Raw genomic sequence first — 13,648 nt, 5'->3', positions numbered from 1 at the left:
TCATGATCTCGATACAGAAAGACGACTTTGATCCGGGCTATGAACAGGATCAGCTCAGTGGCAACACCGGTACCGGGGCGCTGGTGACTTTCACCGGACTGGTGCGGGATGAAAACCTTGGGGATGATGTGGGAGGGCTGTACCTGGAACATTATCCGGGTATGACCGAGAAGACGCTCCAGGAAATTATTGATGAAGCCGCAGAACGTTGGCCACTGCAAGCCATTAAAGTAATTCACCGGGTCGGACAGCTTCAGCCGGGCGACAGAATTGTTTTTGTCGGTGTGGCCAGTGCCCACCGCAAAGCAGCCTTTGAGATCTGTGAGTTTGTTATGGACTACCTGAAAACCCGCGCTCCTTTCTGGAAAAAGGAAACCACGCCAGAAGGTGATCGCTGGGTCGATGCCAGAGAGTCCGATGAACAGTCAGCCAAACGCTGGGGACAGGAATCCTTGTGAAGTATTGGCTGGGTATGCTGACACTGTTGTTGAGCATAGGCGCAACCGCCGCCAATCTTCGAGTGGCGGTATCGGCCAATTTTAAACCTGTGCTGGAACATCTGGCTGAACAGTTTATGCGTCAGACCGGCCACAGGGTCAGTATCTCTTCAGCGTCGACCGGCGTGCTCTATCACCAGATTATGCACGGTGCTCCTTTTGATCTTTTTTTCTCAGCCGATCAAGCCCGACCCCTGAAGCTGGAAAGCAATGGCAGGGTGCTGCCAGACAGCCGCAGAACATACGCCTATGGACGTCTGGTTCTGTGGCATCGAACAGAACATAAAAAACCCTCTTCCATTGAGCAGCTCAAAGACTGGCAGGGAAGACTGGCTATTGCCAACCCCGCAACCGCTCCCTACGGACTGGCGGCAAAACAATCTCTTGAAAAATTGGGGTTATGGCAGAGTTATCAGGGGCGGCTGGTTCAGGGCGCTAACATTCAGCAGACCTGGCAGTTTGTTGCCAGCGGTAATGTTGATATGGGACTGGTTGCCTTATCTCAGCTGACGGGTGAAGAGCTGAAGCAAATCACCTATGTGCCGGACAGGCTTTATGATCCCGTTCGTCAGGATATGGTGATACTGAAAAGGACAGAGCATAAAAAGATAGCTCAGGCGTTTTCGGCGTTTGTGTTGTCTGTCTCGTCCCAGAAATATATTGCTGAGCATGGCTATTTTCGAGCCATCAAGGATAGGGCGAAATAATGCTGACCACAGCCATCTGGCTGACTATTAAACTGGCTCTGACGACGACGCTGCTATTAATGCTGGTGGGGGTCCCTCTGGCCTGGAAGCTGGCCAATATGAAAAGTCGTTTTCGGCCATTGATAGAAGCTTTTGTGGGTTTGCCACTGGTGCTTCCGCCGACGGTACTCGGTTTTTATCTGTTAATCGCCTTCTCGCCAGACAATATTCTGGGCCAGTGGTGGGTTGATCTAACCGGTTCTACCCTCGCATTCAGTTTTTCAGGGCTGGTGGTTGCTTCTGTACTGTATTCGTTGCCATTTGTCGTACAACCTCTGCAAAGAGCGTTTGAGCAGCTGGATTATGGTCTGCTTGAAGCCGCCTCAATGCTGGGTGCCAGTCGGCTTGACCGGTTTATGAATGTGGTTCTGCCTAATTCCCTCAGAGCACTTTTGCTGGCTGCCTGTATGGGGTTTGCTCATACTGTGGGCGAGTTTGGTGTGGTGCTGATGATTGGCGGCAATATTCCCGGCGAAACCCAGGTATTGTCCATTGCTTTATACGATGCGGTGGAAACCCAACAGCTGGATCAGGCTCACGCTATGGCAGCGGGTTTGTTAACCTTTGCTCTTGTGATGCTGGTAGCCCTCTATAGCATTGACAAGCGACAGGTGTCTGGAGTGAGTAACCATTGATGTTGAAACTGGATATTCAACTGCCCCGGGATCGATTTGATCTTTCCATCAATAGCTCCCTGAAGCTCAATGCAGTCTGGGGCATCATGGGTGCTTCGGGCTGTGGCAAAACCTCGCTGCTCAGAGCCATTGCCGGTCTGGAAAAACAGGTGCAGGGTCGGATTCAGTTTAATGAACAGGTCTGGATGGACAGCGAACAGGGTATTTTTGTACCCCCGGAACAACGTGGGATAGGTTACATCTTTCAGGAAGCCCGTTTATTTCCACACTTGAGCGTTCTGGGTAACCTGCAGTTTTCCATGAAGCGCTCAAACACTGATCGACAGGGATTAACCTTTGCAGCAGTCGTCGAGCAATCAGGCATTGGTCACTTGTTAAGTCGCGGCGTTGAAACCTTGTCCGGCGGAGAAAAACAGCGTGTAGCCATTGCCCGTACTTTGTTGAATGCGCCACAGGTGCTGTTAATGGATGAGCCTCTGGCCTCTCTGGATTGGGATTCCAAGGCAACGATATTGCCCTGCTTAAGAAGTATTCACCGGGATTTTAATATCCCCATCATCATGGTCAGTCATTCAAGAGAAGAGGTGGCTCGCCTGACAGATAAGGTGTTATTACTGCACCGGGGCACTGTGACCGGCAAAGATCAGAGTCAGACTCTGTTAAACAGCGCATTAGCCGTAGATGATCAGCATGAGCCGCTGTTATCCATGCTGGAAGCAGAAGTGGTTGATCATGATAAAGACTATGGGCTTACCGTTCTGAGTGCGGAAGGCTATACGCTGCACGTTCACGAGTCAGGTTTGGCGTTAGGGGCCAGAGTGCGAATGATTGTTCCTGCCCATGAAGTAAGTATTGTCCTGGAAGATTTTTGCGACACCAGTGTTTTGAATCGTTTGCCGGTGGTGATTGATTCAATACAAACAAGAGACGACTGGCACCAGTTAATCACATTAAGTCTGGGTGAGCAGACATTAATGGCCCTGGTGACACGAAAGTCGGTGGATCGCTTGGCGCTGAAAATTGGCATGAAGGTGTTTGCCCATTTTAAGGCTTCGGGGTTGGAAGTGGTTTGAGGTTAAGACGCACTGAATTCAGAATGAATGACTATAATAGCTACTTTGGCAGGAGGGATATCTGATGGGCGAGCCACTTTACGACTCTGACTTTTACGGATGGGTCAATCAACAGCTTGATTTGCTCAGGTCCGGGAATTTGGATGAAGCCGATATCAAGAATATTGCACTGGAAATAGAAGCTATGGGGAAAAACCTGCATCGAGAGCTAGTCAGTCGTTTGAAGATTCTCTTGATGCATTTGCTGAAGTGGCAATATCAACCGGGTCTGCAATCCAATAGCTGGCGGTATACGATTATAGGCCAAAGGGCAGAACTCTCGGATCACATTAACGATAACCCCAGCCTTAAACCCAGAATCCCGGCAGCCATGGAAAGAGCCTACCGGTATGCACTGATTGAGGCGACCAAAGAGACAGGGTTGACTATTGAGACGTTTCCTTCGACTTGTCCCTGGACTTACGACCAAGCTATGAGTGCTGATTTCTGGCCAGCAGACTTTCTACAATAGCCTCCCTTTTAACAGGCTTTTTTGTGGGGGGATTGTTCGGCAACCAGCATTTAAGTGACATCGATCAGTCCCATGATGAATCTGGTAATGAGTCGTTAGAACGAGCCATTCTGACATCTTCAGCAAAACGCTCTGCGTCATCCCCCAGTCTTGGTTGGTAGTCTGCATGTCCACTTTCTTCGCCTTCTATCAAGAGCTGCCGGAGGGTTTCCAGCTTTTTGTTCTGGTTTTCAAGCAGCCGCAACGCATCCCTGATGACTTCGCTGGCTGAGGCATAACGACCACTATCGACTAGCCTTGAGATAAAATTGTCGAAGTGTTCTCCAAGGGTAATGCAGGTATTTTTTGGCATCTTATTGGCTCAGTGCACTATGGCATGTGAAAGTAATAGTTGATCAGAAAGACACTAACAATAGTAGTAATCAGACCTCCAAAAGTAATCCAGAACTGTCGGCTCAGTACGGCCAGTTCACTGCGAATCTCAGCTCTCATTTCTTTCATTTCGGCCCGGATGTCCTTATTGTCCATGCGCAGCTCGTGGATGGATTGATGAGTTTCTTCTCGCAGGTTTACAAAATCAGCCTGTAGTTTATTCTGATCGGTATGCATTACTTCCCGTAGACTTACGAATTCAGCCTGAAGTTTATTATCACCGACGTGCATCTCTTCTCGTAATGAGGCAATACTACGTTCTGTATCAAGTTTGACTTGCAGGATGCTTTCCTGAAGCACCAGAATATCTTCTTTGGTGGCGAGGTTTTGAGGAAGCTCTCTACTGACGAACTCCAAGGCTATATCTTCGTTCATACCCATTCTTTTGAGTTCTTTAAACAGGGCATTTTGCACAGGTGGGCTCCTTGTTGGCCTTAAACTGATAGTGGGAGGAACTATAGTTGAAACCCTTCTTTTTGCCAGAATCCTGTGTGGCTCAGGGGCTGTCTTTTGTCAGGCAACTAAACGTCAGAAACCGTGTTTTTTGTCAAGCTGAAAAAGTTGGCCAAAACAACACAAATACACCAGAAAAAGGTTGCTTTTTTCTTTCTGGGATATATCGTAATGCTCTAAGGATGTTCCCTTATCTGTGTGCGGTCTCTGCAGTTGGATAAGGTTGATGTACCGCTTTCGCACAGGGTCTCAGGACAGAAAGTTTTGCATCAAAAAGCTCTCAGCGAGCAGTCAGGAAGACATTACAGCCATGAGTGGTTATTTTTTCATCGTATTCTGCCCATCAGACAATGGACTGGATGAAAGAGTATTTATGGAAGCGTCACTGTCGGGTGCAGTGGGTAGACTGAGCAAGCCAGGGTGGCCGTGTGTCGTTTTTGGCGGGTGCTTGCGTACCCTAGTGGCTTAATAATGAATAATAAAAATGTATGTCCTCAGGGGGCTAGGAATAATGAAAAAACAACAAAGTGGTTTTACGCTGATTGAATTGATGATCGTTGTGGCGATTATTGGGATTTTGGCGGCTGTGGCTATTCCGCAGTATCAGGCATATCAAAGCCGTGCTTTGGTTAGTACTGCTCTCAGTGCGATCGCTGCAAATAAAGTAGGTGTGGAAAACTGGGTCATGGAAAATGGTGTTGTCACTGGTACTCCTGCAGATATTGGAGTGAATCAGCCAAGTAATGGAAATATCACATTAGTTCCATCCACCGCTACTCCCGATGACCCTTCCACAACTGATGTAGACGAGTCGGCCCCTGCTGAAGATGGTGCTGGTGCAATTGTTTATTCTTTTACTAGTGGTACTCCTGATGTAAACGGAAACGCTATAACACTTTTCCGATCTGCTGCCGGTGTTTGGGTTTGCCAGTCAGGTGATGCTGATGGTAACAATCCAATAGAGGATGATTTAGTGCCTGCTAATTGCCGAGTGAATTAAGGAGAAGTAATCTGGGACACCCACAAAAAATAAACTAGGACACCCACATTTATTTGTGGGCAAATAATTTAAGACACCCACATTTATATATGGGTGTCTTTGGGAAGAAAATAATCTGAGAAACAATAATCTGGGACACCCACACTTATATGTGGATGTCCTTGAATCCCCCAAGTGATCTAACAATAAACTAGGACACCCACATTTATATGTGGGTTTCTCTGGATAGGAAAATAATCTAGGACACCCATATTTATCTCCCACAAATACAATAATCTGGGAAACCCTAAAAAAAGTAATCTAAAAATAATCTGGGACACCCACATTTATTTGTGGGTTTCTCAAAATGGGAGCGAGTAATTTAAGACACCCACATTTATATGTGGGTTTCTCTGGATAGGAAAAAAAGCAATAATCTGGGACACCCATATTTATTAAACTGGCAATAATCTGGGACACCCACACTTATATGTGGATGTCCTTGAATCCCCCAAGTGATCTAAGACACCCACATTTATCTCTAAGAACAATAATCTAGGAAACAATAATCTAGGACACCCACATTTATATATGGGTGTCCTTGAATCTTGCATGGGTGTCTTTGAATCCCCCATCCTTGAATCCCCCAGAAAGCCGAACTATTGAATCACTATTGCCTGCTTTATTTGATGACAAAAGGCACACATTCGCTATACTTCTCTGATGAAACGCTTTAACTGGAACCCTCAGAAGAATCAGCAGCTGATCCGCGAACGGGATCAGTCTTTCGAGGAAGTCATTTTCCACATAGAGAACGAGTAATCTAAGACACCCACAAAATTTCTGACTCGTAGCCGCACGCTGTTTGGAAATACATACCCCTCCCCTCAAAAGCCGAACTCACTAACTTGAGAAAAAATATGGGCACCCACACCAGGACCCAAAGGGTCTATTCATGTCTATGGAGTGTTTAACAGTTTGAATATAGTATCAATAATGCTACTATCCTTGTATAATAAACTAGGACACCCACATTTATATGTGGGTTTCTCTGGATAGGAAAAAAAGGAGTAATCTAAGACACCCATAAATTTCTCCCATGAATCCGGGGGCATCCACATTTATATATGGGTGTCTTTGAATCCCTTTGAATCCCCCATCCTTGAATCCCCCAGAAACAATAATCTAGGACCGGAGTTTTTCAAGATAGTTGTCCCGAAAACTGAATTTTAGGCTGCCTTTTTCTCGTTAATTCTTGCTTCAGACAACCGCTCAGGATTCAGTGCAACCGCACCTACAGGCTCCCAGTTTCTGATAACTCCTGACCAGCGCGTTGGATTAGCTTCTCGCGCTTTGGTATACACCTGTTTCCGGTGATTCAGGATTTCCTGATCTCTTTTCTCATGCCGTTGCGCAGGTGTCACAAAGCGGATTGAGCTATGGCGGTGTTCATTGTTATAAAAGCGCTCAAACTTCAGCATCCACTGTCGACTGTGTTCTAACGTCAGAAAACCTTGAGATGGCCACTGAGGACAGTACTTCACCGTTTTAAAGATCGATTCTGCAAATGCGTTATCGTTACTCACCCTTGGGCGACTATGAGAGGGAATAATGCCCAATTCCTCAAGCTTGGCCTTAAAGGTACTCGACGTCATTGGAGCCCCATTGTCTGAGTGCAGTACAAGCGGTGTTTTAGTGCATTTTTCAGCCACCATTGTCCGGTTAATCAGTTCACTGGCTAACTCACCAGACTCACGGCTATGAATCTCCCAACCAACAATCTTACGACTGTAAACGTCCAGTATCAGGTAGAGGTACCAGAACTGGCCGCGTACCCTGGAAGGTATGTAACTGATGTCCCAACACCAGACCTGGTTAGGGCCAGTAGCAACATAGGTTGTCGGCTTGTTGCTTTTCGATCGCTTTCTTGAACGACCGCGGTGGTGCAACTGACCATACTTTTTCAACACACGGTAAAAGCTAGATTCAGAAGCAACGTATACTCCCTTGTCTGCAAGGGCTGGCACGATCTGCGATGGTGGCAGGCTCGCATACTCATCTTCATTACTGATAGTCAGAATACGTTGCTCCTCTTCCTCAGTCAGTTTGTTAGAGGGTACCGGGCGCAAGGCATCCGGGCGTTTGTCCGTTAACACTGCACCATTGTCATCGCGCCAGCGATTCAGTGTTTTCAGGGATATTTCCAATTGTTCAGCAGCCTTCCAGCGAGAAGCGCCGTTTGCTATAGCCTCATCAAACCATGTCAGCAGTTGGCGGCGCTTATCGACAGGTGTCAGTTGTCCTCGCTGTCTATCCCGTAGAAGGCATCGAGCTTTTTTGATAGCACCAGCAGGGCTGCAGCTTCTGCCAACGCCTTGTCTTTACGGCGAAGCTCTTTTTCAAGGCTCTGATTGCGCTTACGCTCTTGTTTTAATTGCTTGCTTTCCTGGTCTGCACGCTGAGAAGCCTGAACAGCACCTGAAATACAAGCGTGCTTCCACTCCTTGACTTGTTGAGGATAAAGCCCTTTTTTACGGCAGTATTCACTTAACTCTGTTTCTGACAAAGCAGCGGTTTCGACGACCACGGCAAACTTGCTTTCAGCAGACCATTGTTCTGATTTTTGTTCGTTCCCTGGCACAGGTAATCCTTTGTCCCGTAGTTTTTTACGCCAATTATACAGGGTTTGTTCGCTGATACCTTCCTCTCTGGCAACATCCGGCACAGAGCGATTGTGTGGTGGTAACAGTTTTTTCAAAACAGCTGATTTACGTTCCTCTGAAAAACGAGGCATATTCAACGTCCATCGCCCACTGTCTAGCTTTTATTGGTTAATCAGTGAGCGGGACAACTATCCTGACACAGCGGGCCCTGTAGCAGTTCAAAGGACTTAGCTGCCTTCAGCGCCGATGGCCGCCACCTGGTGATCGCCTGTGACTCCAGAACCTTTCAAATCTATGGTCAGGAGAGCGATGGAACATGGCAAGCAAAAGGCACTATCTGCCATGGTTCCGGTGTCAAATCGGTCACCTTTAGTGCTGATGGCCGTTACGTAGTGACAACCAGTAGAAAGTGCAAGACGAAAATTTATGGTAAGAAGGACGAACGATCATGGGAAGAAGCGACTATTTCCCGAGACAACTCCTTATACTCAGCCAAGATCAGCGCCGATGGCCGCCATGTATTGAACCGCAGTGCCGATAACAAGGTGAAAATCTATGGCCTGGAGGCCGGTGGTTCATGGGAAGAAAAAGCCACTCTCTGTCATAATGATTGGGTCCGGTCAGCCACTTTCAGCCCCGATAGCTGCCATGTGGTGACCTGCAGTGAAGATTGTAAGACGAAAATCTATGGTCTGGAGGCCGATGGATCATGGAAAGAAAAAGCCAGCAAATACCATGGGTATAGCATCAGATCAGCCACCTTCAGCCCCGATAGCCGACGTATGATGACCTGCACCTGTGATGGCAGGGTGAAAATCTATGGCCAGAAGGACGATGGATCGTGGAAAAGACAAGCCACCACTTCTAATGATGATCAGGTCAATTCAGCTACCTTCAGCCCCGATAGCCGCCATCTAATCACCTCCTGTTTCCATGGCAAAGCGAAAATCTATAGCCAGAAGGACGATGTATCATGGAAACAAAAAAAGACCATTTCCCACTATTTGGAAATCAAATCAACAGCCTTTAGCGTCGATAGCCGCCATGTGATGACCCGCAGTTATGATAGAAAGGTGAAAATCAACGGCCTGAAGGACGATGGATCATGGCAAGAAAAAACGGCCATTTCCCATGGTTTGGGAATCAGATCAGCAGTCTTTAGCTTCGATGGCCGCCATGTGGTCACTGCCAGTGACGAAAAAACATCGGGAATTTATGGTCAGGTAAGTGATGGATCATGGCAAAAAAAAGCCACCATTTCCCATGGTTGCAGGATCAGGTCAGCCATCTTCAGCGCCGATGGCCATGTGTTGACCATCCATACCGATAACACGGCGAAAATCACGGAACTAAAGATGGATGGGTGGGTGGATGAATGAATATTTCGCGGATCAAAGCCCTGTTTTCTTATTGGTTACGCATATATCAATAGTGTGAACTTTCAGACTAAAACCGACTCTAAGCTGCAGAATCAATTTTGAATATCCTTGCCAACCAGGGATAAATAACAACCATGGAAAAGGAACTATGGATTGCTCAAATAGCAGCTTCTGCAATATTACTCCACGCCCATCAACACCAGGTCAATCTCCATCAGATACACCAAGAGGTACCATTACGGGCAAGAACGTTATTGTACGTGACAAGAATGAGTTTTCATTATTGCTCGATTTACCCGAGGATATACAATCCAAAATTTTTACTTATTTGCAGGCTCGTGATATTGCCCATTTAAGACGGGTAAATTCATCCATTAACAACAGGCTCGAAAATGATGATGCTATAGCAAGGGCGTGGTATCGCCAGTTGGCTCCATCACACCGGACTCGTCTAGAGACAATTGTCGCTACAAAAGATAAAGATGAACTCCAGAAATGGTTGAAGCGTTTTACAAAGGATGAAGCATTAATCAAGTCAATCATGGATCGCCAGGAAAGTATTCACTTTCCTGCTTTGTTCTTTTCCACTCTCACGAAACTGACGTGTCAATGTAAAACATTTAAATTAGAGACTAAAGCCAGCATCCCCTGTAATACTTTAAAAGACTTAGCTTCCTTCAGCGCCGATGGACGCCACCTGGTGATCGCCTGTGACTCCAGAACCTGTAAAATCTATGGCAAGGAGAGCGATGAATCGTGGGTAGCAAAAGGCACTATCTCCCATGACAGGCAAGTCAGATTTGTCACCTCCAGTGCCAATAGCCGTTATGTAGTGACCGCTGGTATGGATGGCAAGGCGAAAATTTATGGCAAGAAGGACGAACGATCATGGGAAGAAAAAGCCACTATTTGCCACAGTCACTGGGTCCGCTCAGCCACCTTCAGCCCCGATAGCCGCCATGTGTTGACCTACAGTGATGACGGCAAAGCGAAAATCTATGGCAAAAAGGACGAACGATCATGGGAAGAAAAAGCCACTATTTCCCATGATGATGAGGTCCATTTTGCCACCTTCAGCAAAGATGGTCGCTGTGTAGTAACCACCAGCTGCGATCACAGGGCAAAAATCTATGGCCAGAGTGACGATGGGTCATGGGCAGAAAAAGCCATCATTTCCCATAACGAAACAGTCTACTATGCCACCTTCAGCCCCGATAGCCGCTATGTGGTGACCGAAAGCATGGATGGCAAGGCAAAAATCTATGGCAAGAAGAACGATGGTTTATGGCTGGAAAAAACCATTATTTCCTGTTGTGTCTCAGTCACTTTCAGCTCCGATAGTCGCCATGTGGTGATCACCAGAAGAAATGGCAGTGCAAAAATCTATAGACTGGATGCCGATGGATCATGGCAAGAAAAAGCCATCATTTCCCACAATGCAGAGGTCAACTCAGTCACATTCAGCCCCGATAGTCGCTGTTTAATAACCTCCAGTGACGATGGCAAAGCGATAATCTCTGGCCAGGATGAAGACGGATCATGGCAAGAAAAAGCCATCATTTCCGATTACCTGAGTGACTGCTCAGCCAAATTCAGCGCCGATAGCCACCATCTGGTGACCGCCAGTTTAGATTTCAAAGCGAAAATCCATGGTAAGAAGGACGATGGATCATGGGAAGAAAAAGCTATCATTTCCCATGACGAAAGTGTCTACTATGCCTCATTCAGCCCCGATTGCCGCCATGCCATCAGCTGCAGTGAAGATTTAACGGTAAAAATCCATGGCCTGGAGATCGATGGATCATGGAGAGAAAAAGCCAACATTTCCTATGATAGGGGCATTACAATAGCAACCTTTAGTGCCGATGGCCGCCATGTGGTCACTGTCAGTCTCGAAGGGACAGTGAACATTTATGGTCAGAACAGCGATGGATCATGGGAAGAAAAAGCCACCAGTTCACATTCTGGTCGTATCGAATCAGCCATCCTCAGCGCCGATGACCGTTTGTTGACCACCCATGACACGGGCAAGGCGAGAATCACTGAACTAAGTATGAATGAATGATTGCTGTTACTGGCCCAGACCCACATTATACCAATCAAACTTTCTAACTCCCTGTTGCGCTAAAGATTATTGTGAACTTTCCCACTAAAACCGACTCTAAGCTGCAGACTCAATTTTGAATATCCTTGCCAACCAGGGATAAATATCAACCATGGAAAACGAACTATGCATTGCTCAAATAGCAGCTCCTGCAATATTACCCCACGCTCATCAACAACAGACCAACCTCCATCAGATACACCAAGTGGAACCAACGCAGGCAGGGAAGTCATTGCGCATGACAAGAAAGAGTTTTCATTATTGCTCGATTTACCCGAGGATATACAATCCAGAATTTTCACTTATTTGCAGGCTCGTGATATTGCCCATTTAAGACGGGTAAATTCATCCATTAACAACAGGCTCGAAAATGATGATGCCATAGCAAGGGCGTGGTATCGCCAGTTGGCTCCATCACACCGGACTCGTCTAGAGACAATTGTCGCTACAAAAGATAAAGATGAACTCCAGAAATGGTTAAAGCGTTTTACAAAGGATGAAGCATTAATCAAGTCAATCATGGACCGCCAGGAAAGTATTCACTTTCCTGCTTTGTTCTTTTCCACTCTTACTAAACTGACGTGTCAATGTAAAACATTTAAATTAGAGACTAAAACCACCTTCCCCTGTGACACTTTAGAGGACTTAGCTTCCTTCAGCGCCGATGGACGCCACCTGGTGATCGCCTGTGACTCCAGAACCTGTAAAATCTATGGCAAGGAGAGCGATGAATCGTGGGTAGCAAAAGGCACTATCTCCCATGACAGGCAAGTCAGATTTGTCACCTTCAGTGCCAATAGCCGTTATGTAGTGACCGCTGGTATGGATGGCAAGGCGAAAATTTATGGCAAGAAGGACGAACGATCATGGGAAGAAAAAGCCACTATTTGCCACAGTCACTGGGTCCGCTCAGCCACCTTCAGCCCCGATAGCCGCCATGTGTTGACCTACAGTGATGACGGCAAAGCGAAAATCTATGGCAAAAAGGACGAACGATCATGGGAAGAAAAAGCCACTATTTCCCATGATGATGAGGTCCATTTTGCCACCTTCAGCAAAGATGGTCGCTGTGTAGTAACCACCAGCTGCGATCACAGGGCAAAAATCTATGGCCAGAGTGACGATGGGTCATGGGCAGAAAAAGCCATCATTTCCCATAACGAAACAGTCTACTATGCCACCTTCAGCCCCGATAGCCGCTATGTGGTGACCGAAAGCATGGATGGCAAGGCAAAAATCTATGGCAAGAAGAACGATGGTTTATGGCTGGAAAAAACCATTATTTCCTGTTGTGTCTCAGTCACTTTCAGCTCCGATAGTCGCCATGTGGTGATCACCAGAAGAAATGGCATTGCAAAAATCTATAGACTTGATGCTGATGGATCATGGGAAGAAAAAGCCATCATTTCCCACAATGCAGAGGTCAACTCAGTCAAATTCAGCCCCGATAATCGCTGTTTAATAACCTCCAGTGACGATGACAAGGTGATAATCTCTGGCCAGGATAAAGACGGATCATGGCAAGAAAAAGCCAGCATCTCCGATTACCTGAGTGACTGCTCAGCCAAATTCAGCGCCGATAGCCGCCATCTGGTGATCGCCAGTTTAAATTACAAAGCGAAAATCTATGGCAAGAAGGACGATGGATCATGGCAAGAAAAAGCCATCATTTCCCATAGCAAAAATGTCTACTTTGCCGAATTCAGCCCGGATTGCCGTCATGTCATCACCTGCAGTGAAGATTTAACGGTGAAAATCCATGGCCTGAAGATTGATGGATCATGGAGAGAAAAAGCCATCATCTCCCATGATAAGGGTATTAGCTTAGCAACCTTTAGTGCCGATGGCCGCTATGTGGTCACTGTCGGTTACGATGGAACAGTGAACATTTATGGTCAAAATAGCGATGGATCATGGGAAGAAAAAGCCACCAGTTCCCATCCTGGTTTTGTCGGATCAGCCATCCTCTGCACCGATGACCGTTTGTTGACCACCCATAGCGCGTGCACGGCGATAATCACTGAACTAGGAATGAATGAATACTCCCTGTTTCAGGCTATTATGTGTCGCCTCTTTTGATTCATGACTCTCAATAACTTATTGTGAACTTTCCTACTAAAACTGACTCTAAGCTGCAGACTCAATTTTGAATATCCTTGCTAACCAGGGATAAATA

At 46.6% G+C, this 13,648-nt stretch carries 12 protein-coding genes; 9 read left to right on the top strand and 3 right to left on the bottom strand.

The annotated features are described in order from the left end of the window. Nucleotides 1–2: 2 nt before the first annotated feature. The 5 genes from moaE (at nucleotide 3) to ACOMHB_RS06480 (ending at nucleotide 3,462) form a co-directional block, all read left to right on the top strand. On the top strand, nucleotides 3–458 hold the full coding sequence (gene moaE / locus ACOMHB_RS06500) for a molybdopterin synthase catalytic subunit MoaE (protein ID WP_448215967.1): 456 nt from the start codon (nucleotides 3–5) through the stop codon (nucleotides 456–458). Further along, complete coding sequence (gene modA / locus ACOMHB_RS06495; RefSeq protein WP_448215966.1) at nucleotides 455–1,204, top strand: molybdate ABC transporter substrate-binding protein; 750 nt, start codon at nucleotides 455–457, stop codon at nucleotides 1,202–1,204. The genes moaE and modA overlap by 4 nt, the downstream gene beginning before the upstream one ends. Continuing rightward, nucleotides 1,204–1,878, top strand: a complete 675-nt coding sequence (gene modB, locus ACOMHB_RS06490; RefSeq protein ID WP_422132550.1) for a molybdate ABC transporter permease subunit — start codon at nucleotides 1,204–1,206, stop codon at nucleotides 1,876–1,878. Before modA ends, modB begins: the two co-directional genes overlap by 1 nt. Further along, a complete protein-coding gene (modC, locus tag ACOMHB_RS06485; protein WP_448215965.1) occupies nucleotides 1,878–2,951 on the top strand; it encodes a molybdenum ABC transporter ATP-binding protein in 1,074 nt (357 codons plus the stop codon). The genes modB and modC overlap by 1 nt, the downstream gene beginning before the upstream one ends. A gap of 64 nt (nucleotides 2,952–3,015) precedes the next feature. Next, nucleotides 3,016–3,462 carry a DUF29 domain-containing protein gene (locus ACOMHB_RS06480; protein WP_422132552.1) on the top strand — a complete coding sequence of 149 codons (447 nt, stop codon included), beginning with the start codon at nucleotides 3,016–3,018 and terminating at the stop codon, nucleotides 3,460–3,462. A gap of 64 nt (nucleotides 3,463–3,526) precedes the next feature. On the opposite strand, the gene ACOMHB_RS06475 is transcribed toward ACOMHB_RS06480, so the two are convergent. Both ACOMHB_RS06475 and ACOMHB_RS06470 read right to left on the bottom strand, forming a co-directional pair. Further along, entirely contained in the window at nucleotides 3,527–3,814 is a 288-nt protein-coding gene (locus ACOMHB_RS06475; RefSeq protein WP_448215964.1) for a type II toxin-antitoxin system ParD family antitoxin, read from the bottom strand. Between the two features lie 17 nt (nucleotides 3,815–3,831). Beyond that, nucleotides 3,832–4,308 (bottom strand): hypothetical protein, encoded by a 477-nt coding sequence (locus ACOMHB_RS06470; protein ID WP_448215963.1) that lies wholly within the window; start codon nucleotides 4,306–4,308, stop codon nucleotides 3,832–3,834. A 550-nt stretch (nucleotides 4,309–4,858) separates the two neighbouring features. On the opposite strand from ACOMHB_RS06470, the gene ACOMHB_RS06465 reads away from it, so the two are divergent. Next, the gene (locus ACOMHB_RS06465) at nucleotides 4,859–5,347 is read left to right on the top strand and encodes a pilin (protein WP_448215962.1); all 489 of its coding nucleotides are present in this window, start codon (nucleotides 4,859–4,861) and stop codon (nucleotides 5,345–5,347) included. 1,208 nt (nucleotides 5,348–6,555) lie between these two features. On the opposite strand, the gene ACOMHB_RS06460 is transcribed toward ACOMHB_RS06465, so the two are convergent. Continuing rightward, a protein-coding gene (locus ACOMHB_RS06460) for an IS3 family transposase (RefSeq protein WP_448215008.1) occupies nucleotides 6,556–8,120 on the bottom strand; the annotation gives its coding sequence in 2 pieces (ribosomal slippage) (nucleotides 6,556–7,667 and nucleotides 7,667–8,120; 1,566 coding nt in all). Nucleotides 8,121–8,249: 129 nt separating this feature from the next. Here ACOMHB_RS06460 and ACOMHB_RS06455 point away from each other — a divergent pair. The 3 genes from ACOMHB_RS06455 (at nucleotide 8,250) to ACOMHB_RS06445 (ending at nucleotide 13,551) form a co-directional block, all read left to right on the top strand. Continuing rightward, complete coding sequence (locus ACOMHB_RS06455; protein WP_448215961.1) at nucleotides 8,250–9,368, top strand: WD40 repeat domain-containing protein; 1,119 nt, start codon at nucleotides 8,250–8,252, stop codon at nucleotides 9,366–9,368. 148 nt (nucleotides 9,369–9,516) lie between these two features. After that, a complete protein-coding gene (locus tag ACOMHB_RS06450; RefSeq protein WP_448215960.1) occupies nucleotides 9,517–11,433 on the top strand; it encodes an F-box/WD repeat-containing protein in 1,917 nt (638 codons plus the stop codon). Nucleotides 11,434–11,598: 165 nt separating this feature from the next. After that, on the top strand, nucleotides 11,599–13,551 hold the full coding sequence (locus ACOMHB_RS06445) for an F-box/WD repeat-containing protein (protein ID WP_448215959.1): 1,953 nt from the start codon (nucleotides 11,599–11,601) through the stop codon (nucleotides 13,549–13,551). The last annotated feature ends 97 nt before the right edge of the window (nucleotides 13,552–13,648 follow it).

This window comes from Endozoicomonas sp. 2B-B, from assembly GCF_053470045.1.
Note: the sequence above shows the minus strand (reverse complement) of the source record. Positions and strands in the feature narration are given on the sequence as shown.

Bases quoted from the DNA above. Each gene is read 5' to 3' on its own strand.
- ACOMHB_RS06475 (WP_448215964.1), bottom strand. From the start codon at position 3,814: ATGCCAAAAAATACCTGCATTACCCTTGGAGAACACTTCGACAATTTT.
- ACOMHB_RS06480 (WP_422132552.1), top strand. From the start codon at position 3,016: ATGGGCGAGCCACTTTACGACTCTGACTTTTACGGATGGGTCAATCAA.
- ACOMHB_RS06445 (WP_448215959.1), top strand. From the start codon at position 11,599: ATGCATTGCTCAAATAGCAGCTCCTGCAATATTACCCCACGCTCATCA.
- modC (WP_448215965.1), top strand. From the start codon at position 1,878: ATGTTGAAACTGGATATTCAACTGCCCCGGGATCGATTTGATCTTTCC.
- modB (WP_422132550.1), top strand. From the start codon at position 1,204: ATGCTGACCACAGCCATCTGGCTGACTATTAAACTGGCTCTGACGACG.
- ACOMHB_RS06450 (WP_448215960.1), top strand. From the start codon at position 9,517: ATGGATTGCTCAAATAGCAGCTTCTGCAATATTACTCCACGCCCATCA.
- ACOMHB_RS06465 (WP_448215962.1), top strand. From the start codon at position 4,859: ATGAAAAAACAACAAAGTGGTTTTACGCTGATTGAATTGATGATCGTT.
- moaE (WP_448215967.1), top strand. From the start codon at position 3: ATGATCTCGATACAGAAAGACGACTTTGATCCGGGCTATGAACAGGAT.